This is a genomic window from Klebsiella planticola ATCC 33531, assembly GCF_000735435.1.
Classification (GTDB): domain Bacteria; phylum Pseudomonadota; class Gammaproteobacteria; order Enterobacterales; family Enterobacteriaceae; genus Klebsiella; species Klebsiella planticola.
This window is the reverse complement of sequence record NZ_JMPP01000014.1, coordinates 305542-326773: the sequence shown is the minus strand read 5'-3', so window position 1 is coordinate 326773 and position 21232 is coordinate 305542. Positions and strand designations below refer to the sequence as shown.

Genomic DNA, 21232 nt, shown 5'->3' with positions numbered 1-21232 from the left:
GATACCTTCAGGCGCTATCGCCTATCTCAATCAGGACTTTTACAAAAAACGTTTCCCGCTGATATAACCCGGGAAAAATAGCCGGAACATCTTTAAGCGCGACGCGTTTAGTGATTAAAGGCTGAACATCAATGACGCCGGAACTGAGGTACTTAATCGATGTTTCCCACTCCGGGCCTGGAAAAGGCGCTGAAATAGAATTCCACGAACCCAGCACTTTAATTTCATTGCGGATGATTTTCTCAAAGTTAAGCCGGGGGAAAGCGACGTCGCCATAAGGAATACCCAGGAGGACCACGGCCCCACCTTTCGCCGCCAGAAGCATTGCGCTGGCAATCCCCGCGGGATGCCCTGAAGACTCAATAACGATATCTACGCCGGAGCTTTCTGTGAGCTCATGAAAACGGGACAGATAGCCTTCATCCTCGACCGAGAAAACATCTCTGGCCCCGGTCTCTTTGGCGATATCGAGCTTCTTTCGATCGGTATCAAAAGCAAATACTTCCCCGGCACCACAGACCTGGGCCCACTGTACTGCCAGCAGCCCGATGGTACCGCAGCCAACCACCGCCACCCGGCAGCCAACTTTCATATCGACCTGGCGTAGAGCGTGTACCACTACGCTGGAAGGTTCAATAAAGCTTGCCGTCGCAAAATCCATGGTCGCAGGCAGAAGTAAAACATTACGCGACGGCACCACAATATATTCAGCAAAAGCGCCGTTTTTATGTCCCCCGAGAACGTTGAGATCGATGCACTGCGAATAGCGCCCTTGTTGGCAATATTTGCATCGAAAACAGGGGAAGCAATTACAGGCCGTCACGCGATCGCCATTTTTCACTTCCTTCACAGCAGGACCGGTTTTCACCACTTCACCAGAAAATTCGTGCCCCCAGGTCAGCCCAGGGTTATAAGATCCCAGTTTGCCAAAACGAGAAATATCGGAGCCACAGATGCCCGCAACCTGGACCTTAATTAAAACATCGTCATCATTTTCAATGTCGGGTTGGATCGTCTCTTCATATCTCACATCCTGTCGCGAATAAAGATTTAATGCTTTCATATCATCACTCCCGGATAAAAAGTGAATGAGAGTCATAAAGCGAGTGAGCCATTGGGTGAGAAACGACAACAGAAAGCCGTTGAGGCTGCATAAGCGAGCCTCTGTTGCTGATGTGAATCTCACCCAAAATACAGGGGCATAATTTATTTCGTGAATTACTCTTTTTCGCCAAAGCCCGCAGCGAAAGCAGTTTTTAATTCACTCATTAATTCATGTTCATCCTCGCCATTACAGATAATATCAATCATGGTATTACCCTTTACGCCAGCACCAAGAATACTCATCATGCCTTTTATCTGAATCTCTCGCCCTTCATTGACCAGCGTTAATGATGAGGTATATTTCTTCACGATCCGGGCAAGAGTGGCCGCTGGCCTGGCGTGAAGTCCGGTACTGTTGACGACTCTGACGCTTTGTCTAATCATAATTCACTTAGCTCTAATAATTTTCAGGATGCCTGGCGTAGAAACTGATGCCCTTTATTCATCATAAGAATCTTAGAGTAGACATCATCTTCAACGGCTTGTTTTGCCGATGCCATAACTCGTGCCAGATTGGCTTCGTTATTGTTCTGTTGATAAGCTTTGCCAACGGAGGTAATAAAGGCTTTACGTAAATCGCTGGCAATATTCACCTTGACCACGTTATAGTTCACAAAACTACGCAGGATATCTTCGTCAATTCCTGAACCGCCGTGAATGACCAGAGGGACCGGCGAGACTTCAGCAATTCTCTGCAGCAGCGGAATATCAATACGCGGGACATCATCAAGACCGTGGACGTTGCCAATGGAGATAGCCAGCATATCGCAGCCGGTCTGTTCAACAAATGTCCGTACCTTTTCTGGTTCCGTTTTGCAGTCGGCTTCGCTGACATGATCGTCTTCTTTACCTAAAATCGCCCCCAGCTCAGCCTCAACCGGAACGCCATATGATTTACAGAAATCAACGGCAGCGGCGGTGAACGCAATGTTTTCTTCGAAGGAAAATGCTGCGCCATCAATCATAACGGAGGTAAAACCCGCCCGTACGGCCTGTTTGACATCATCAAAAGTTTTACCATGATCGAGGTGCAGGCTAACCGGCACATCCATTTTATCAGCATGACGTTTAACGATTTCATAAATATAGTCATAGCCTGATAATTGCGCATTGGTCGGTGCAATCTGGATGAAGTTTGGTAACCCTGAGCGCTCAATAGCATTGAGAATCGAGATGGTGGTTTCCAGATTCGTGGTATTGAATGCACCGGCAAGTACACGTTTCTCGCGGATACGATCCAGCAAGATTTTACCGTTAACTAATGGCATAGCATTATCCTCTATCTTCGTTGAAGAATAGTACCTAAATAATATTTATCTGATTTTAACCAGACGTTTCCTAAATCAAATGGCATTTTGTTTTCAAGGAAAACAAGTTGTTCGAGGTGCAAAACGGGGGCATCTTCATTGACTTCTAAATAATGACCACGTTCGCTACCAACAATTTTTGCTGCATAACGGCTTTCCGAATAGACAATTTTTTGACCAGATAACTCTTCAACCGTTGGAAACAAATTTTGTTTATTAAAGTCAACATCAGTAATTCCAGGGCAGAGTGCAATGTTGATTCTGTTTTCAATCAGCATCACTCTCTCACCTTCCACGCTACGTACACGTTTAAGGTAAAGAATAGGCGCGCCAGGCTCAATTCTTAATTTCTCGGCAACACTTTTCGACGCTTTCTCAATATATGAAGTAATAACTTCAGTAGTAAATGACAAATGCTGACTTTCAAGTGATTCAGCAAAAGACAATAAACCTTCGCCAAGGGCATAAGAAATATTTTCTTTTTTTACAAATGTCCCCTTCCCCTGAACCTGGACCAGCAAACCTTCATTGACCAGCATGGTGACCGCTTTCTTTACGGTGCCCCGGCTGACCTGCAGTATTTCCATAATCTGATTCTCAGAAGGAATACGATCGCCTTTGCCCAGCTCCCCTTTATAGATGTTTTCACGGATCCATTCAGAAACCTGCATATACAACGGAATTTCTGAATCTTTCAGTATGGTGCTCATGTTGTGCTTCTCCTGTGTAGATCATCTGTATACAAGTATGAACAAGTTACGATAATACAGAGTTTTTTAAAAATCTAACTATATGATCAACTTCACAGTTTCAGCCCAACCCCCTGTTCTCCCTGTAACAAAGCGTTACGTGGCATATCGGCCCCCTCCCGACCGTTGAGCGGGAAGGGGCTCCCCCGCTTAACCCTCAGATTTAATAATTATTTTCAGTACGTCGTTTTCAGGATTTGCCGCAAACTCAATTGCTTCTTCAAGACGAGAAAGAGGCCAGGTATGCGTGATCATCTCTCTGGTATTGATTTTGTCTTTTTCAACGATCTCAATCGCTTCTTTCATGTCGTAAGGGGTGAGGGAGTATGTGCCAACGATGGATATTTCATCCCGGAACAGGCGTCCGGCATCAATTTCCACCACCGGGTTTTTATCAAATGGCGAGAATACAACGACCCGACCTCCCCGCCGCACCACGTTCACCGCCTGAGAAACTAATGACGACACGCCGGCCGCAATAATCACCACGTCGGGCCCTTTCCAATCGGTTATTTCAGCTACCCGCGTTTCAAGATCTTCATTCGCCGGGTCGATCGCATGGGTTACGCCGATTTTCAACGCCAGTTCACGTTTGAAGCGCGAAAGGTCGGAAACGATGACGGTTGATGCCCCCTTCAGCGCGGCAAGCTGTGCGCTGACCAGGCCAATGGTGCCGGAACCCAATACCAGCACCGTATCTTTTGCATGGATATTTGCTAATTTCAGACCATGTAAACAACAGGCCACCGGTTCGATCATCGCCGCACGATCCCAGTCGAGTTGCTCCACAATTCGATGCGTCAGATGCTCAACGTGTAGCTGAGGGATACGAATGAACTCACTGAAACCACCGGGCTCAAGATTGGTTTTTTTAAATTGATCGCAGAGGGTAAAATATCCTCTGTCGCAGTAGTGGCAGTTAAAACAAGGAACGTGAATAGCGGTTACCACGCGTTCGCCCACGCGGTAGCGGGTCACGTTTTTCCCGACCTTCACAACTTCGCCAGAGACTTCATGGCCGAGAATAACAGGCCCCGTTACGGTCTGGTGCTGCGCCTTATGAATATCAGTGCCGCACAGACCGCAGGAGTGCATTTTAATGAGCATATCGCCATCGCCTATTTCAGGCACCGCGATATCTTCATAACGAATATCATTTTTGCTGTAGTAGACGCTGGCTTTCATTGGCTAACTCCATAACAAAGATGCTCAGCACGCATCTTGGATTCATAAAGCGGTTTATACACCTGGCTAAAAATTTGCTGATAATGTGCGACAACCTCAGGCTCTGGCCGATAATTTTTCAGCTCTGCCGGCGCGGTGAGGGCACAGTTATCCATATCCACTCCGACGGCTTTTGCCGCCAGCATTGCCGCCCCTTTGCTCACGGCCTCATCGACATTACAGGCGACAATTTCCCTGTTCAGAATGTTTGCTTTCAGCTGTAGCCAGTAGGGGTTTTTACACGCCGCACCAATGACGTTGACGACCGGGTAGTGGCGCCCTGTCAGGGTTTCATACAAATCGAGAAGATTTTTCAGTTCAAAACACAAGCCCTGGAAAACGAAGCGCAGAACATCTTCAGGCCGGGATTTATCATCAAGTCCATAAATCAACGCCCTGGACCAGGTATTCCTGTCCGGCGGCCCGCTACCCCGCAAATGAGGAATAAAAATGCCGTCCAGTGAGCCTGCAACAACCCGATCTTTTTCATTTCTCAGCGTATCCACCATGCGCAGAAAAGCAGGCATATCGAGTTCAAACAGGTTTCTGAACCATTCAATGGCGTAGCCAGCCGAAGGCAGCGAAGCATACAGTGAATGAAGCCCCGGCAAAACATGGACCCCGTTAGAGACCCTGGCACGGAAAAAGCTTCTGCTGTTGTTGACGGCCTCGGTCACCACCAACAATCCTTCCGTGGTGCCGGTAGAATTCAATATTTGGTTTTCGTTATTCAAGCCGACGGCGACAGAACCACACATATGATCATGCCCGGCAATGGCAACCTGCACATCGTCCGCCAGCCCGGTGAGGCCGGCAACCTCTGGGGTGATATGGCCTATCGACGTTCCGGCATGAACCAGCGGGCTAAACAGGGATGGGGAAAGTTTGGCCGCGGCCAGCATCGTTTCGTCCCAACCTCTCTCCGTGATATTCAATGCCATGGTCCGCGAGGCCAGGGAGTACTCCGAGCGTTTTATGCCTGACAATTTAAAGGCAATATATTCGGCAAGACACAGCCACTTTGTTCCATCTGCGGCATTTTTAATATTGTCATGCAACCATCTAATTTTATTAATACTGTAATTTGAATGCGCCGGGATACCGGTTATTTCATATATACTTTCAACATCCACAGCCGAAATAATACTCTCCAGCTGCCGTTTTGGCCGGGTATCATACCAGGTTAAAGATGGCCCAATAATATTATCATACTCATCGAGCAACACGCCGGCTTCCCCAACGCTGGCAACAGCAACGGCGCGGATATCTGTCACATCGGGTCGATTACCAGTTATCGTTTTCAGGCCATGGACAATACCCTCCCATATCAGGCGGACGTCAAAATCGGTATTATCGCCATCAATAAGTTTGGCGGTCCTGAAACTATACTGTTCAATTAAATCAAGCGAAGGAACCTGAAACAAACACACCTTACAATTTGTCGTACCAACATCGATTCCGATCGTATACATTACTCTCCCCTTCTTTTTGCAAGGGACATAGTTTGTTTTTATTCTGAGGCAGAACATCTCTGCCTCAGAATCAGCAGGATTATTTCGCTAGCGGAATATCACTCGTCGAGACTTCTGTATTTTCAGCCGCCTCTTCTGCCTGAAGCTGTTTTTTCGTTACACGATAGAGCCACAGACATAACAGGAATATGACCGGGATAAGAGCCAAAGCAATTCCATTACCTTCAAAGACTTTCACCGCCCAGAACCGATAAGGGTTACCGCCATCAAGCAGACTTGATATTTCACCATCGGTTTTGATGGGGAAATTCATATCTCGGGCAATTTTAGTCAGAATCGGCGCCGCCGCTGATGCCACATACAGGTTCACAGCAAGACAAGGAATACCGATAATAAATGCTCTGACAATATTCCCACGACAGGCCAGTACAACCATCGATATTGGTACCCAAATATTAGCCAGATCGCCCAACGGTAACAGTCTGTTGCCTGGCAGAATAACGGCAAGGAGCACCCCAACCGGAATCAGTAACAGAGCGGTCGACAGTACGGATGGGTGACCCACGGCGACCGCAATGTCGAGACCAATATAAAGATCGTGACGGTCTGGATAACGCTTACGCAGGAAACTTCTGACGGCATCTGATAATGGCAACAGCCCTTCCATCAACAGTTTTACCATCCGCGGCATAATCAGCATGACTGCCCCAAGGCTCATAGCCAGGTTCAACACACCTTTCAGGTCGTATTCTGCCAGCAGACCAATACCTGCCCCCAGAATCACCCCTAACATCATCGGCTCGCCGAAAACACCAAATCGTTTCTGGATCTGTTCCGGATCAGCATTCAGCTTGTTAATACCAGGGATTTTATCAAGCACCATATTTCCCAGCACGCCGATCGGGAAGAAGATGACGGACGACAATGTGGGCAGTGAAATCCCAGGTAGATTGAAGTATTTCTGGATCATCGGCGCGCACCAGTCCGCCATCACAAAGGTGATAGCCGCCGTCACGCCGGCAATCAGTAACCCGAAGAAGAAGCTGCCGGTAACTCCATATACCATGGCGCCGACCATAGAGAAGTGCCAGAAATTCCAGACATCAATATCGACCGTTTTAGTCCAGTTCAGGGTTAACATAAGTACGTTGATACCGATGGTCATCGGCACGACAAACGGCGCGACCTGTGAAGCCCAGGCAATAGCCGCAAGCGGTGTCCAGCCCAGATCGACGACCGGTAAATCAATGCCGGTGTGGCTAACCATCTCTTTCGCCGCCGGGCCAAGGCTATCGACCAGTAAACCAAAGACCAGGAAGATGCCGATGAAGCCCATACCGATTGTCAGGGCCGAGCGTAATGCCCGGCTAAAACCGGTCTGCAGGCACATTGCCATAATAAAAATAATTATCGGCAACATGATCGTCGGACCGAGCCCCAGAATAAACTGGACTGCGGAAAATACTTTATCCATCATGCTCACCTTTATTTTTTAAGGATGGCTACGATTTTTTCCAGTAACTCTTCTTCACCAAAACCGGTCAGAAGTGGAAGGCCATTCAAAACCGGGGTGGTCAGTTCGGTTTTTACCGCTGAAGTAACAATAATTAAATCAGCCATACCGTCCTGTTTACCAATAGTTCCGATATTTGACTGAATGGGGTCAACATTAATACCTTGGCTTTTACAATACTGAACAACTTTCTCTGTTGCTACGGCGGAAGTAGCGATACCACTGGTACATGCAAAAATAATTTTCTTGTTCATCGTAATCTCCGGGTACATTTATCAGGTGTAGTTGCTATTTTAATTAATGACTTCTTCGAGGAGTGTCTTCACCACTGAAGGTGAACTGGCTTTTAAAATCGCATCCATCTTGTCAGTTTGTCTGAACAAGCCGATCATTTTCATGAGAAAATCAATATGCGCATCTTTTTCTTTTAACAGCAGGAAAAATATAACCTGTACCGACATAACTTCATCGGGATCTTCTGCCTGCTTAAATTCAATCCCTTCCGGGCAGGTCACTACAACCAGTTTTTCCTCTTTAATATGCTCAACATCCACATGAGGAATCGCGACACCAATTCTCTCCAGTTGCATCGCCGTCGGATTATTTTCTTCCCTGCTGATTAAGGCAGAAAGATAAGTACTTTCGACAAAGCCATGCCTATAGAGCAGGTTGCCTACCTCGCCAAACAACGTTTCACGCTCACCCCCAGGGTGGTTTAGCAATATAAAATCGTTATCAAGACTGGTTGCAATGGACATAAAAACACCTCGGGTCCCGGTGAGAGATTTGCGTGTAACATATCTACTGTCAGTCATGGTTGTCTATGTACAACCATGTTCAAGTGATTTAAAGCTATACCTGGTACGAACTTGCTTCAATAGCGCTGGCTTTTTTTTGTGCTATGCATCACACAAAAGATATTCAAGAAGACAGAGTAAAAATAAAAACATTATTTATCATGTAGATAGAAATCCATTTACTCAGTCTTCAGGAGAGTGACGGGACGCGCCTACAGGTGTGAGGACCGCTCAGACAACGGGGGACGTTGGTATACGCTGTCATATCCGCTACAGGGGTTGACCTGTTCGCCAGACAGAGGGGGACTTACCGACGGTGCTGATAGCCGATTTTGCAAAATAGCGTGGCCGATGTAGTTACTCCAGTTAAAGCTGTTTTGCAGCACCACCACCGCATTCTGATTAGCCTTATCAAAACCGATATAGCTGGAATAGCCACCGATATAACCCACCTGATAGGTGATTCTTTGCCCAGCGAGGGTATCGGTCACCCAGGCGATATTGGCCGCCTCTTTTTCCCGCGGATAGTAATCAACGCTGACGTCGGCAAAAGCCTTATCCAGCGCGGCATGTTGGGTCGGAGAAAAATGGGCGCGGGCGTATTCGATCAGATCGCGAGCATCGCTGTACAGGTTCGCCGCTCCGACCATATTGTTGCTGAACTGCCAGTCCGGCGTAAGCGCGCCGCGAGGTTTAAACTTCGGCTGGTCGCCGGCATGGCCGAGGGCCCGCCGGGGATATTCGCGCAGGGTCTGCGGAAGATAGCTGCTATTTCTCATCGCCAGCGGCTGGAAAATCATCCTTGAGGCCAGCGCCGCAACGGATTCGCCGGTCTGATAGGTAAGGATATAACCCAGAATTGCGTAGCCCAGATTGGAGTATTCCGGCTCATGGCTCAGCGGCGCGTTAAAGGTGCTCAGGTAACTCAGTACCCGCTCATTATCCAGTTCGTGATAGAAATTTTCGCCATCACTCAGATAAACCAGCAAATGCTCAAGCGACAGCAGGTTCATCGGCTGGCGCGGCAGGCCTGAAGTGTGCGTCACCAGCTGCAACAAGGTGATTTTTTTCGCGTCATCACTCAGCGGCGTACCCGGCGGTAACAACGTCAGTAGCGTATCGTCCCAGTGCAGTCGCCCCTCGTTGACCAGCAGGGTTATCACCTCGGCGGTGGTGCCTTTACTCAGCGAACCCAGTGCAAAGAGCGTATCCGGGGTAATGGGATAACGGTTTTTGGCATCGGTCACACCATAGCAGTGGAACTCCGCCGGACCGTTGTGATGAATGATCGCCACCACCACGCCGCTGACCTGCTTGCGTTGCATATAGCGGCTGACGAACGCATCGATGGGCAGAACATGGCTATTTTGCCCGACCAGGCTGGTTTCATCTGAGGGGACGCTCATTTGTGAAAGCGTTCCGGAGCATCCTACAAGCAGCAGCGACGCCAATAGCACAGGGCTCAACTGCCTGTTCAAACCACACCTTCCTGCCGTACTGAAATCAAGGGGAGAATAAAGAGTCAGAGATCGTAACGACAGTCAACGGTCATTGCAAAGCGAACAGGCTGAAAAACGTCTGAACGACCGTCTGACACGCTGCCAGACGGTCTGCTCTGATTGGTCTCGTTACACCAGTCCCGTCGCGTAATAAACGCCAATAATGAAAAACGCCCCGAGAATCTTAAACAGCGTAATCCCGAGTATCGGTTTATAGGCCTGACGATGAGTTAACCCCGTCACCGCCAGCAGCGTGATGATCGCCCCGTTGTGCGGCAGCGTATCCATTCCCCCCGCCGCCATCGACGCGACGCGGTGCATCACCTCCAGCGGGATCCCCGCCGCATGGGCCGCCTCAATAAAGCGATCGGCCATCGCCGCCAGCGCAATACTCATGCCGCCCGAGGACGAGCCGGTGATCCCGGAGAGAATATTGATGGTGATCGCCTGATTAATGAGCGGGTTAGGGATAGCTTTCAGCGCATCGGCCACCTGGACAAACCCCGGCAGCGCAGCGATGACGCCGCCAAAACCGTACTCCGATGCGGTATTCAACGACGCGAGCATCGCGCCGCCGACCGCCACCTTACTGCCATCCGCCAGCTTGCCTTTCAGGCTGCGCCAGGCAAACAAAAAGATGGTGACAATACCGCACAACAGCGCCGCCATGACGGCCCAGATGGCGACCATCTTTTTGACATCGCTTGTCAGCGGCGCTTTCAGCCCCGGCAGGTCAATCAGGAAATGGCCGCCGTAGGTCAGAGGAATAAGCCAGGTAAAAATCAGGTTGGCGATACCGACCACCATCAGCGGCAACAGCGCGATAAACGGATGCGGCAAATTGAGGTCCGCCGGGGTTTCCGGCTCATTCACTAAATTTGTGCCATAACCTTCCCCGTTACGCTGCGCTTTACGCCGCATTGCTTCGAGATAGAGCCAGCCGCCGATCGCCACGAAGGCCGATCCGAGAATCCCCAGCCACGGCGCGGCCCAGGAGGTGGTGCCATAAAAGGTGGTCGGGATGATGTTCTGGATCTGCGGCGAACCCGGCAGGGCATCCATGGTGAAGGTAAAGGCCCCCAGCGCAATGGTGGCCGGCATCAGGCGTTTAGGGATCTGGCTCTGACGGAACATTTCAGCGGCAAACGGATAGACTGCGAAGACCACCACAAACAGCGAAACGCCGCCGTAGGTCAGCAGAGCGCACACCAGGATAATCACCGGCATCGCCTTGTTCTGGCCCATTAAGCGGGTCACGGCGCTGACAATCGAGCGGGAAAAGCCGGAAAACTCAATCAGCTTGCCGAAAACCGCCCCGAGCAAAAACACCGGGAAATAGAGCTTCACAAACCCAACCAGCTTATCCATGAAGATATCGCTGAAAACAGGCGCAACCGCCGCCGGTTGAGTTAACAAAACGGCGCCAAGTGCGGCCAGGGGGGCAAAGAGGATCACGCTGTAGCCACGATAGGCGGCTAACATCAATACTCCTAACGCCAGTAAGGCAATCAATACGTCCATAGGGCTATCCATCAGCGTGGCCGCCACTTTTCTCCGAGTTATATGGCGGCCGATGTTATCCAGAGGGGCTTATCCTGCCCTCCGCTTCAGTGCTGAATGCTCACTCGGGGATACCGGCGTAAGGCACATCTTTATGGCCATAGCGACGTACGCGAACGTTGGCCTGCTCGCCGTGTCCGGAGAACCCTTCCAGCGCGCACAGACGCGAGCAGTACTCGCCAATCTGCGCGGAAGCGCTATCGGTCAGTACCTTTTGATAAGTGCAGGTTTTGATGAATTTGCCGACCCACAGCCCCCCGGTATAGCGCGCCGCTTTGCGCGTAGGCAGCGTATGGTTAGTCCCGATAACCTTATCGCCATAGGCCACGTTGGTACGCGGGCCAAGGAACAGCGCGCCGAAGTTCTGCATATTGGCGAGGAACCAGTCAGGATCTTCCGTCATGACCTGCACATGTTCGAAGGCCAGCTCATTGGCAATCTTCAACATCTCTTCCTTGTCCTGGGCGACGATAACCTCGCCAAATTTATCCCACGATTGACGAGCGATTTCCGCCGTCGGCAGCACCGCCAGCAAACGCTCAATCTCCGCCAGGGTTTCGCGCGCCAGCTTCCCGGAAGTGGTCAGCAGAATAGCCGGTGAATCCAGGCCATGCTCGGCCTGGCCCAGCAGGTCGGTGGCGCAGATTTCGCCATCCACGCTCTCATCGGCAATCACCAGGGTTTCGGTTGGCCCGGCAAACAGGTCGATACCGACGCGGCCGAACAGCTGTCGCTTGGCTTCGGCAACAAACGCATTTCCCGGCCCCACCAGCATATCGACCGGAGCAATGCTCTCAGTGCCGACCGCCATCGCCGCCACCGCCTGAATACCGCCCAGACAGTAAATTTCATCCGCACCCGCCATATGCTGCGCCACCACAATGGCCGGAGCCGGTTTACCGTTAAACGGCGGCGCGCAGGTGACGATGCGCGGCACGCCGGCCACTTTAGCCGTAATGATCGACATATGCGCCGAGGCCAGCAGCGGGTACTTGCCGCCCGGGACGTAGCAGCCCGCCGCGCTGACCGGAATATTTTTATGGCCCAGAATGACTCCCGGTAAGGTCTCCACCTCAATATCTTTCATGCTGTCACGCTGATGCTGAGCAAAGTTGCGCACCTGCTCCTGGGCAAAACGGATGTCCGCAATATCGCGTGCGGAGAGCTGGGCATAACAGTCGTCAATCTCCTGCTGGCTGAGACGGAAGTCCTCTCTGTCGAGCTTGTCGAACTTAATCGACAGCTCGCGTACCGCGGCGTCTCCGCGCGCTTCAATGTCCGCCAGAATTTTTTCCACCGCTTCACGAACGGAACGATCGTGCGTTTTTACCGCTTCAGATTCAGCCCCGCGTTTGATCCAGGTCGCCATAATTTGCCTCACTATGATGTTAATAAAATGCTAATGCATTCGAATTCATTTGTATCCTGGCGTGAATAAGATGTGATGAAAAGGATCAATGCATTCGAATGCAACGCAGATCGCAAAATGAGTGACAGCGGGGCAGATTCACGCATAATGACGAGGCATTCGTTAGCGGGAGACAAAGGAATGGCAGGTTCAATCAAACGAGCGGTGACAAGTTATGACGTTGCGAAAGCGGCGGGTGTCTCGCAATCTGCAGTTTCCAGAGCCTTTACCGACGGGGCGAAAATATCGCCCGCCACCCGGGAGAAAGTGCGCAAAGTCGCCGCAGAGCTCGGCTATCGGCCGAGCTTTATCGCGCAATCGCTGATCACCCGCCGCTCCAATCTGATAGGCATTGTGGTACCTGGACTGGTCAATCCGTTCTATTCGGCCGTCCTCGATGAGCTTTCGCATAAGCTTAATCTGATGGGATATCGGGTACTGCTGTTTTCCATGTATCGCGATGACGATACCACGCCGATCATGGAGGAGATCCTGCGCCATCGCGTCGAAGCGCTGGTGCTGGTTTCCAGCAGCCTCTCTTCCCACTTCGCCCAGGAGTGCCAGCACCTCGGGCTCCCGGTTTTGCTGCTCAATCGTAAAAATGACAGCCAGTCCGTCTCCAGCGTCACCAGCGACAACCTCGCCGGCGGCGCGGCGATTGCCGATTTTCTGCTGGATGCCGGCCACCGGCAGCTGGCGTTTATTGCCGGGAGAGATACCTCATCCACCAGCCGCGACCGGGAAACCGGCTTTCGCCACCGGCTGGATACGCGCGGGGCCAGGCCCCCGTTGCGCGATAGCGGGATGTGGTCGATTGAAGAAGCGATGAACGCCACCCGCAGGCTGATGGCCCTGCCAGACCCGCCGGATGCGCTGTTTTGCGCCAATGACATGATGGCGATCGCGGCATTAAACGTCGTGGTGGGCGAAATGGGTATGCGGGCCGGCCACGATATTTCGGTCGTCGGCTTTGACGATATCGCGATGGCCAGCTGGCCGCTGATCGATCTCACCACCTGGGTGCAGCCGCTCTCGGAGATGGTGGAAGCGGCGATCGCGGTATTAAAGACGCAGTTGGATAGTGCGGAGGCGGCCCCCGTGCAGCACGTGTTGAAAGGCAAGCTCATTATCAGGGGCAGTACCCGGCCGCGGCGTTAACTCCTGGAGTCGACCGTCACGCCGTACCGTTATTGCCGTGGCGCATAAACGCCGGCCGCTGATTGAGCATCATATACCAGCGCTCAACCGCCGGCAGCTCCGGATGGGCAAAAGGGGTCATTTTCCAGCGATGTACCGACAGACCCAGTACGATGTCCGCCAGCGTAAACTGCGGGCCGGCGATCCATGCGCCGGTGCGCTGCAGCTGTGATTCAACGATGTGAACACAGCGGGTCCACGTAGCGATGCTCTCCTTAATCGCCGCCGGATCCTGAAAACGCGGGTCTTTGCGCACCAGACCCATAAATGCATAGCGCCAGGCATTGTTAAACTCCGTGGCCTGCCAGTCCATCCAGCGCTCAACATCCGCTGCGCCCTGAGGTGTCACCGGTAGCAGATCCTCACGTCCGGCTTTGCGCGTCAAATAGCGGCAGATGCTGTTTGACTCCCATAGCACGAAGTCATCGTCGAGCAGCACCGGCACCAGGCCGTTTGGGTTCAGGGCGCGAAACTCGGCGCTATCGACCGGCTGGAAACCGCTGCCGTAATCCTCCTGCTGATAGGTCAGACCGACTTCATCGCAGGTCCATAACACTTTACGAACGTTAATTGATGAGCGTTTGCCCAGTATTTTTAGCATCGTGACATCCTTAAGCGAAGGAACGTGACTTCCACCCTACTCTATCCGGCGACAAAGAGGCAGCCTGCCGGATAATGTGTATAGTTGATTTCAGTCTTTTTTGCTGACACAGGGAACCCGCCATGCTGACTCCGTTTACTGTTTTCACGCCCGGCAATATCCGTTTTGGCCGCGGCCTTGCCCGTAGCGCTGCCCCCTGGCTGGCCCAGCGTACCGCGAAGGTACTGCTGGTCCACGGCGCCAGCGCGCAGCGGGCCGGTTTTTTACTCACCGAGCTGCGCGCCCATCATCTTGAAGCGATGACGCTATCCGTAGCCCATGAGCCGACGCTGGAAGATATTGAACAGGGGGTGCGTCTGGCGCGGGAAAATGGCATCGGGGCGGTGGTCAGCCTCGGCGGCGGCGCGGTTATCGACGCAGGAAAAGCGATTGCTGCGCTGGTGCCGGCCTCGGGCCCGGTGATGGAGTATCTGGAAGTGGTGGGCAACGGCCGGGTATTAGAAGGGCATCCGCTGCCGTTTGTCGCTATCCCGACTACCGCCGGTACCGGGGCAGAAGTGACGAAAAATGCGGTGATTAACGTCCCTCAGCAGCGGCGAAAAGTCAGCCTGCGCGACGATCGGATGCTGCCGGAGCTGGCCATCGTCGACCCGGCGCTGACCGATAACGCCCCGCGCGCGGTGACGCTCGGCTCCGGCCTTGACGCGATTACCCAGCTCATTGAGCCCTGGCTCTGTACCCGCGCCAATCCTTTTACCGATGCGCTGTGCCGGGCCGCTATTCCGCGCGGAATCAAAGCGCTCCGCACGCTGATGGAAAAAGAGTGCCCGGACAGCCGCGATGAGATGGCCTGGGTCAGCCTGTGCGGCGGCCTGGCGCTGGCGAATGCTGGTCTTGGCGTCATTCATGGGCTGGCCGGCCCGCTGGGGGGACTGAGCCATGCTTCCCACGGCGCACTCTGCGGCAGCCTGCTGCCTTACGGCCTGGCGCTCAATGAGTCGCAGGTCAGCAACAGGGCTATCCGCGAACGCTTTGACGAAGTCCGCCAGTGGCTGGCCGACGGGCTGGACGTCGAGCCGGAGACGGCCTGGGATAGCCTGCGCGAATGGAGCCGCGGCGCCGGGCTGGGGAATCTGCGCGAACTGGGCGTACCGCACGAGGCCCTGGAGCCTGCTGCGCTGGCAGCCAGCAGCTCCTCATCCATGAAAGCGAATCCGGTGCAGCTGGATAGCGAGCAGCTGCTGGAGATGCTGGAAGCGGCGTGGGAGTGACGCCCCGTTTTATCCGGCATAATTAGATTTTGTTGCAAAACGATTGCTCCGAATTTCCCCCTCCGACCCGGAGCAATTTGATATAAAAAAATCAATAAATTAGCCACGTCTCTACCTAAACTCATCGCTAAAAAACGTGACCTGACGCACACTTTTATTTCCAGACACCGAAGCGAATGACTAAGCTTAATAGTCAGGCCGGGAGAGGCCCGGCGCCCTGAACTGACGCGATCCGGAGGTCCGTATCACTATGTCCAGCCAGACATTACGCAACGAGAATGGCGATAAACCGAAGATCGAGCGCGATCTGTGCTACGAAGCCGATCCGTATGAGTTAAAACTGGATGAAATGTTCGATGCCGAACCGGAGCCGGAGATCATCGAAGGCCTGCCGGCCTCTGATGCCCTGACGCCTGCCGACCGCTATCTGGAACTCTTTACGCATGTGCAGAAATCACGCATCTTTGCCGACAGCAAAACCTTCCCCGACTGCGCGCCAAAGCAAGACCCGCTGGATATCTTGATCCACTACCGGCGGGTGAAGCACCAGCCTGGATTCGACCTGCGCCAGTTTGTTGAAGAGCACTTCTGGATGCCGGACAACCGCACTGACGACTACGTGTCCGATCCCCGGCGATCGCTGAAAGAGCATATCGATAACCTCTGGCCCGTTCTCACCCGCGAGCCGCAGGATCATATTCCCTGGTCATCGCTGCTGGCGCTACCACAGTCTTATATCGTGCCCGGCGGGCGCTTTAGCGAAACCTACTACTGGGACTCCTACTTTACTATGCTGGGGCTGGCGGAAAGCGGCCGCGAAGACCTGCTGAAATGTATGGCGGACAACTTCGCGTGGATGATTGAAACCTACGGTCATATCCCCAACGGCAACCGTACCTACTACCTCAGCCGCTCGCAGCCGCCGGTGTTTGCCCTGATGGTTGAGCTGTTTGAGGAGGATGGCGTGCGCGGCGCGCGGCGCTATCTCGACCATCTGAAACTGGAGTATCAGTTCTGGATGGATGGCGCCGAATCGCTGATCCCGAACCAGGCCTATCGCCACACGGTGCGCATGCCGGACGGATCGTTACTCAATCGCTACTGGGACGACCGCGATACCCCGCGGGATGAATCGTGGCGGGAAGATGTGGAAACGGCGCGCCACTCCGGCCGCCCGGCCAACGAAGTCTACCGGGACCTGCGCGCCGGGGCGGCCTCCGGCTGGGACTATTCCAGCCGCTGGCTGCGCGATATCACCCGGCTGGCAAGCATCCGTACGACCCAGTTTATTCCGATCGATTTAAACGCCTTTTTATTCAAACTGGAAAACACCATTGCCAATCTATCCGGCCTGAAAGGCGACCGGGAAACGGAAACGGCTTTTCGCCAGAAAGCCAGCGATCGCCGGTCCGCGGTAAACCGCTATTTATGGGATGAAGAGGGCGGCTGTTTTCGGGATTACGACTGGCGACGCGAACAGCAGGCGCTCTTCTCCGCCGCCAGCATCGTAGCGCTGTATGTCGGCATGGCTACGCACCAACAGGCCGAGCGGCTCGCCGATGCGGTCCGCGCCCGCCTGCTGACTCCCGGCGGCATCATGGCCACCGAATATGACAGCGGCGAACAGTGGGATAAGCCCAACGGCTGGGCGCCGCTACAGTGGATGGCGATACAGGGATTTAAACTGTACGGCCAGGACCCGCTCGGCGACGAAATTGCCCACAGCTGGCTGCAAACGGTGAACCATTTCTATAAGCAGCACCATAAGCTGATTGAGAAGTACCACATCGCCGGCGGCGTTGCCCACGAAGGCGGCGGCGGCGAATATCCGTTACAGGATGGCTTCGGCTGGACGAACGGCGTGGCGCGTCGGCTGATAGGGCTGTACGGAGAACCCTTATAACCAGGTGCTGTTCCGACAATTCATGTCCTGCTATGGTCATAGCATCGCACTTTGCAGGAATTGTTTTCATGACCGAATTGCTTACGCCACGGCTGCACTGTTCACAGCTGAAGCAGGAGGACTGGTCTTTTTTTCTCGCTCTGCAGAGAGATCCGCAGGCGATGCTGTATATAGCCGATTCACGCCCGCTGTCTGAAATACGCGAGGCCTTCGATTCGCGTATTTCACCGTGGTCGCCAGGGGCAAAACAGTGGCTGTGCCTGGTGGTGCGCGACAGGGAGACCCGTATACCGCTGGGTCTGACCGGCTACCGGCATCATGAAGGCGGTTGCGCTGAAGTGGGCTTTTTATTTACCCCGGCCGCGCAGGGGCGCGGCTATGGCTATGAATCCCTGCGTGCGCTCTGTGATTTTGCCTTCAGCGCCGGAGGCGTACGGCGTCTGACCGCCACGGTTACCGCCGGCAACATAGCCTCGCGAAATCTGCTGCAGAAAACCGGCTTTCTGCAGGAGGGTGAGCTGCGCGAATGCTACTGGCTGAACGGACGCTGGCATAATGACTGGCTGTTTGGCCTGCTGCGTCGCGATTATCACACGCTGAAAATATAAGCTGAACGCTGCGCCTCTCCGCAGACGGAGAGGCGGTCACGATTACAGGAACATGCCGCCGGAAACTTCCACGCGCTGTGCGTTCATCCATCTCAGGTCATCGCTCAACAATGCCGCGATTGCATCGCCGATGTCATCTGGCAGCCCTACCCGACCCAGCGCCGTTTGCGCCGCAATATGCTGATTAACCTGAGCATTATCCCGCACTATTCCACCGCCAAAATCGGTTTCTATCGCGCCTGGCGCGATAATGTTGACCGAAATCCCGCGCCCTCCCAGCTCCTTCGCCTGGTAGCGGGTCAGCACTTCCATCGCCCCTTTCATCGCCGCATAGGCGGCATAGCCCGGCAGCGCGAAGCGGGCCAGCCCGCTCGATACATTGAGGATACGTCCCTTATCCGCCAGAAGTGGCAGCAGGCGCTGGGTCAGGAAGAACGGCCCCTTAAACTGGATATTCATCAGCTCATCAAATTGTGCTTCGCTGGTCTCAGCAAAGGGGACGTTTAAACCGATCCCGGCATTGTTTAATAAATAATCAAAGGTATCGCGCTGCCAGCGCTGTTGCAGCAGCTGAGCCACATTCTGAGCGAAAGTGCCAAAGCTCGCCGTATCACCGACGTTCAACGCCAATGCCGCAGCTTTCACCCCTTTTTGCTCAATTTCATCCACGACTTCCTGGGCAGCCTGCGGGTTGCTATGCCAGGTGAGAATAATATCGGTTCCCTTCTCTGCCAGCTTCAGCGCGGCATTTTTTCCCAGTCCACGGCTGCCGCCGGTCACTAAAGCGATACGTTGTGCCATCAGAAAACCCCTTCTCAGTTGCGTTTGTCTGGTTAAAGAGCTTATTAGCTGCCAGTAAAACAATAAATGCGTTAAATTACGTTTTACTGTTCCAGAATTAACAACAATAGAGTTTCGGTATGGATAAAATTCACGCAATGCAGCTGTTCATCCGCGTCGCGGAGCTGGAGAGTTTTTCCCGCGCCGCCGAAACCTTAAACCTGCCTAAAGGGAGTGTCTCGCGCCAGATTCAGGCGCTGGAAAACCATCTGGGGGTGCGCCTGCTGCACCGCACCACGCGTCGGGTTCAGCTCACCCAGGACGGGATGGTCTATTACGAACGCGCCAGGGACCTGCTCAGCAATCTCGATGAGCTGGACGGCATGTTTCAGCACGATCCGGCCACCATCAGCGGCCGCCTGCGGGTGGATATGCCGGTTGGACTGGCCAGGAAACTGATCATTCCACGCCTGCCGGCTTTTTTGCAGCAGTACCCGGGCGTTGAACTGGAGCTGAGCAGTAGCGACCGGCTGGTGGATGTGATTCGCGAGGGATTTGACTGCGTGGTGCGCGTCGGCACGCTGAAAGACTCCGGCCTGATCGCCCGTCCGCTGGGTAAGCTGACGCAAATTAACTGCGCCAGCCCGCAGTATTTATCACGCTTCGGCTACCCGACCACGCTCGACGATCTGGCCGGTCACGCTCTTATTCACTATGCCAGCACCCCCGGCGCCCGCCCGCTGGGGTTTGAGGTGATGAGCGATGGCGTTGTCCAGTGGGTGAAGACCGGCGGCACGCTCACCGTTAACAGCACGGAAACCTATCAGGCCGCCTGCCTGGCCGGGCTGGGGATTATCCAGGTTCCGCGTACCGGCGTCCGCGAAGCGCTGCGCACCGGCAAGCTGATTGACATCCTGCCGCAGTACCGCGCGGCACCGCTGCCGGTATCGTTAATCTATCCGCACCGACGCAACCTTTCCCGTCGGGTACATCTGTTTATGGAGTGGCTGGGGAGCGTGATGAAAGAGTACGTCGATTAGGCGACGCCGCCCTTTATCCGGCGGTCGTTCGGACGCTTCGCAGGTCTATGAAGGATTTTACGTATATAATTTTGAAGAATCTCGCTGTAAAGAAAGGAAGAAATCACTCATGACATCGGAAAACGACGCGAAACGCCCGACCCAGGATCCGGGCCAGCCGCCGGAAAAAAGTAAAAGCCCGCTGGCCGCCATCAACGACTCTGCCGTGGCGCAGAAGGCGAATCAGGCGTTAAAAAGCGTCACCGGAACAGCAGAAAAAGTTCAGAGGAACCCGATTATTGCGCACCTGCTGCGCGCAACCGAACGGTTTAACGACAGGATGGGAAACCAGTTCGGTGCGGCCATCACCTACTTTTCGTTTCTGTCGATGATCCCGATTCTGATGGTCTCCTTCGCTGCCGCCGGTTTTGTGCTGGCCTGGCACCCGACGCTGCTGCAGGACATTTTTGATAAAATCCTGCTTAATGTCAGCGACCCCACGCTGGCCGCCACGCTGAAAAACACCATTAATACCGCCATCCAGCAACGCACCGCCGTTGGCCTGGTCGGTCTGCTGGTTGCGCTCTATTCCGGTATTAACTGGATGGGCAACCTGCGGGAGGCGATTCGCGCCCAGTCGCGCGACGTCTGGGAGCGAGCGCCGCAGGACCAGGAAAAGATCTGGATGAAATACTTCCGTGATTTTATCTCGTTGATCGGCCTGCTGGTGGCGCTGGTGGTGACGTTATCGATAACCTCGGTCGCCGGTTCCGCGCAGCAGATGATCATCTCCGCGCTCTATCTTGATAATATTGAGTGGTTGAAACCGGCCTGGCGGCTGATCGGCCTTGCTATCTCCATCTTCGCCAACTATTTGCTGTTTTTCTGGATCTTCTGGCGCCTGCCGCGCCACCGTCCGCGGCGTAAGGCGCTGATTCGCGGTACCCTGATTGCAGCTATCGGTTTTGAAATCATAAAAATGATCATGACCTGGACCCTGCCCGCGCTGGTGAAATCGCCTTCCGGCGCCGCCTTTGGCTCCGTATTAGGCCTGATGGCCTTCTTCTATTTCTTCGCCCGCCTGACGCTGTTCTGCGCGGCGTGGATCGCCACGGCCGACTACAAGGATGACCGTCGTATGCCGGGCAAAGCCCACGATTGATGCCGTATCGGGCTGAAGAAAGGTACAAAATTCAGCCCGAATCATCATTTCAGCAGAT

Annotated in this window: 19 protein-coding genes and 1 pseudogene; 6 read left to right on the top strand and 14 right to left on the bottom strand. The window is 53.6% G+C overall.

What is annotated here, in order from left to right; genetic code table 11:
* Positions 1 to 7: 7 nt before the first annotated feature.
* The 12 genes and pseudogenes from GRPL_RS19825 to hisD form a co-directional block, all read right to left on the bottom strand.
* Entirely contained in the window at positions 8 to 1063 is a 1056-nt protein-coding gene (locus GRPL_RS19825; protein WP_032698602.1) for a galactitol-1-phosphate 5-dehydrogenase, read from the bottom strand.
* 155 nt (positions 1064 to 1218) lie between these two features.
* Positions 1219 to 1488 (bottom strand): HPr family phosphocarrier protein, encoded by a 270-nt coding sequence (locus GRPL_RS0125535; protein WP_032696952.1) that lies wholly within the window; start codon positions 1486 to 1488, stop codon positions 1219 to 1221.
* Positions 1489 to 1511: 23 nt separating this feature from the next.
* A complete protein-coding gene (locus tag GRPL_RS19830) occupies positions 1512 to 2372 on the bottom strand; it encodes a class II aldolase (RefSeq protein WP_032690360.1) in 861 nt (286 codons plus the stop codon).
* An 11-nt stretch (positions 2373 to 2383) separates the two neighbouring features.
* Positions 2384 to 3121 carry a GntR family transcriptional regulator gene (locus GRPL_RS19835; protein ID WP_032690359.1) on the bottom strand — a complete coding sequence of 246 codons (738 nt, stop codon included), beginning with the start codon at positions 3119 to 3121 and terminating at the stop codon, positions 2384 to 2386.
* A gap of 189 nt (positions 3122 to 3310) precedes the next feature.
* Positions 3311 to 4345, bottom strand: a complete 1035-nt coding sequence (locus tag GRPL_RS19840) for a zinc-binding dehydrogenase (RefSeq protein ID WP_032698600.1) — start codon at positions 4343 to 4345, stop codon at positions 3311 to 3313.
* Positions 4342 to 5856, bottom strand: coding sequence for an FGGY-family carbohydrate kinase (locus GRPL_RS19845; RefSeq protein ID WP_032698599.1), 1515 nt, complete (start codon positions 5854 to 5856; stop codon positions 4342 to 4344). The genes GRPL_RS19840 and GRPL_RS19845 overlap by 4 nt, the downstream gene beginning before the upstream one ends.
* Positions 5857 to 5935: 79 nt before the next feature.
* A complete protein-coding gene (locus GRPL_RS19850; protein ID WP_049267930.1) occupies positions 5936 to 7333 on the bottom strand; it encodes a PTS galactitol transporter subunit IIC in 1398 nt (465 codons plus the stop codon).
* Positions 7334 to 7341: 8 nt separating this feature from the next.
* Positions 7342 to 7623 carry a PTS sugar transporter subunit IIB gene (locus tag GRPL_RS19855; protein WP_032690356.1) on the bottom strand — a complete coding sequence of 94 codons (282 nt, stop codon included), beginning with the start codon at positions 7621 to 7623 and terminating at the stop codon, positions 7342 to 7344.
* Positions 7624 to 7662: 39 nt separating this feature from the next.
* Positions 7663 to 8127, bottom strand: coding sequence for a PTS sugar transporter subunit IIA (locus tag GRPL_RS19860; RefSeq protein ID WP_032690355.1), 465 nt, complete (start codon positions 8125 to 8127; stop codon positions 7663 to 7665).
* A gap of 251 nt (positions 8128 to 8378) precedes the next feature.
* Positions 8379 to 9572, bottom strand: a complete 1194-nt coding sequence (locus GRPL_RS19865; protein ID WP_080718622.1) for a serine hydrolase domain-containing protein — start codon at positions 9570 to 9572, stop codon at positions 8379 to 8381.
* A 1248-nt stretch (positions 9573 to 10820) separates the two neighbouring features.
* A pseudogene (locus GRPL_RS28555) lies at positions 10821 to 11186 on the bottom strand (GntP family permease); the annotation flags it as partial.
* A gap of 100 nt (positions 11187 to 11286) precedes the next feature.
* Entirely contained in the window at positions 11287 to 12594 is a 1308-nt protein-coding gene (gene hisD / locus GRPL_RS19875; protein ID WP_032696956.1) for a histidinol dehydrogenase, read from the bottom strand.
* 180 nt (positions 12595 to 12774) lie between these two features.
* Here hisD and GRPL_RS19880 point away from each other — a divergent pair, with 180 nt between their 5' ends.
* Complete coding sequence (locus GRPL_RS19880) at positions 12775 to 13791, top strand: LacI family DNA-binding transcriptional regulator (protein ID WP_032690352.1); 1017 nt, start codon at positions 12775 to 12777, stop codon at positions 13789 to 13791.
* Between the two features lie 16 nt (positions 13792 to 13807).
* Here GRPL_RS19880 and GRPL_RS19885 read toward each other — a convergent pair whose 3' ends face one another.
* Positions 13808 to 14431: a glutathione S-transferase family protein gene (locus tag GRPL_RS19885; RefSeq protein ID WP_032698598.1), complete on the bottom strand. Its 624-nt coding sequence runs from the start codon at positions 14429 to 14431 to the stop codon at positions 13808 to 13810.
* A gap of 122 nt (positions 14432 to 14553) precedes the next feature.
* Between GRPL_RS19885 and GRPL_RS19890 the strand changes: the two genes are divergently transcribed.
* From GRPL_RS19890 to GRPL_RS19900, 3 genes are all read left to right on the top strand, one after another.
* Positions 14554 to 15702 (top strand): iron-containing alcohol dehydrogenase, encoded by a 1149-nt coding sequence (locus tag GRPL_RS19890; RefSeq protein WP_032690350.1) that lies wholly within the window; start codon positions 14554 to 14556, stop codon positions 15700 to 15702.
* A gap of 250 nt (positions 15703 to 15952) precedes the next feature.
* Positions 15953 to 17605 carry an alpha,alpha-trehalase gene (locus tag GRPL_RS19895; RefSeq protein WP_032690349.1) on the top strand — a complete coding sequence of 551 codons (1653 nt, stop codon included), beginning with the start codon at positions 15953 to 15955 and terminating at the stop codon, positions 17603 to 17605.
* A 68-nt stretch (positions 17606 to 17673) separates the two neighbouring features.
* Positions 17674 to 18213 (top strand): GNAT family N-acetyltransferase, encoded by a 540-nt coding sequence (locus tag GRPL_RS19900; RefSeq protein ID WP_032690348.1) that lies wholly within the window; start codon positions 17674 to 17676, stop codon positions 18211 to 18213.
* A gap of 42 nt (positions 18214 to 18255) precedes the next feature.
* Here GRPL_RS19900 and GRPL_RS19905 read toward each other — a convergent pair whose 3' ends face one another.
* The gene (locus GRPL_RS19905; RefSeq protein ID WP_032698597.1) at positions 18256 to 19014 is read right to left on the bottom strand and encodes an SDR family NAD(P)-dependent oxidoreductase; all 759 of its coding nucleotides are present in this window, start codon (positions 19012 to 19014) and stop codon (positions 18256 to 18258) included.
* Between the two features lie 119 nt (positions 19015 to 19133).
* Between GRPL_RS19905 and GRPL_RS19910 the strand changes: the two genes are divergently transcribed.
* Positions 19134 to 20033, top strand: coding sequence for a LysR family transcriptional regulator (locus tag GRPL_RS19910; RefSeq protein WP_032690346.1), 900 nt, complete (start codon positions 19134 to 19136; stop codon positions 20031 to 20033).
* A gap of 109 nt (positions 20034 to 20142) precedes the next feature.
* Positions 20143 to 21174 (top strand): inner membrane protein YhjD, encoded by a 1032-nt coding sequence (gene yhjD, locus GRPL_RS19915; RefSeq protein WP_032690345.1) that lies wholly within the window; start codon positions 20143 to 20145, stop codon positions 21172 to 21174.
* Positions 21175 to 21232: the final 58 nt, after the last annotated feature.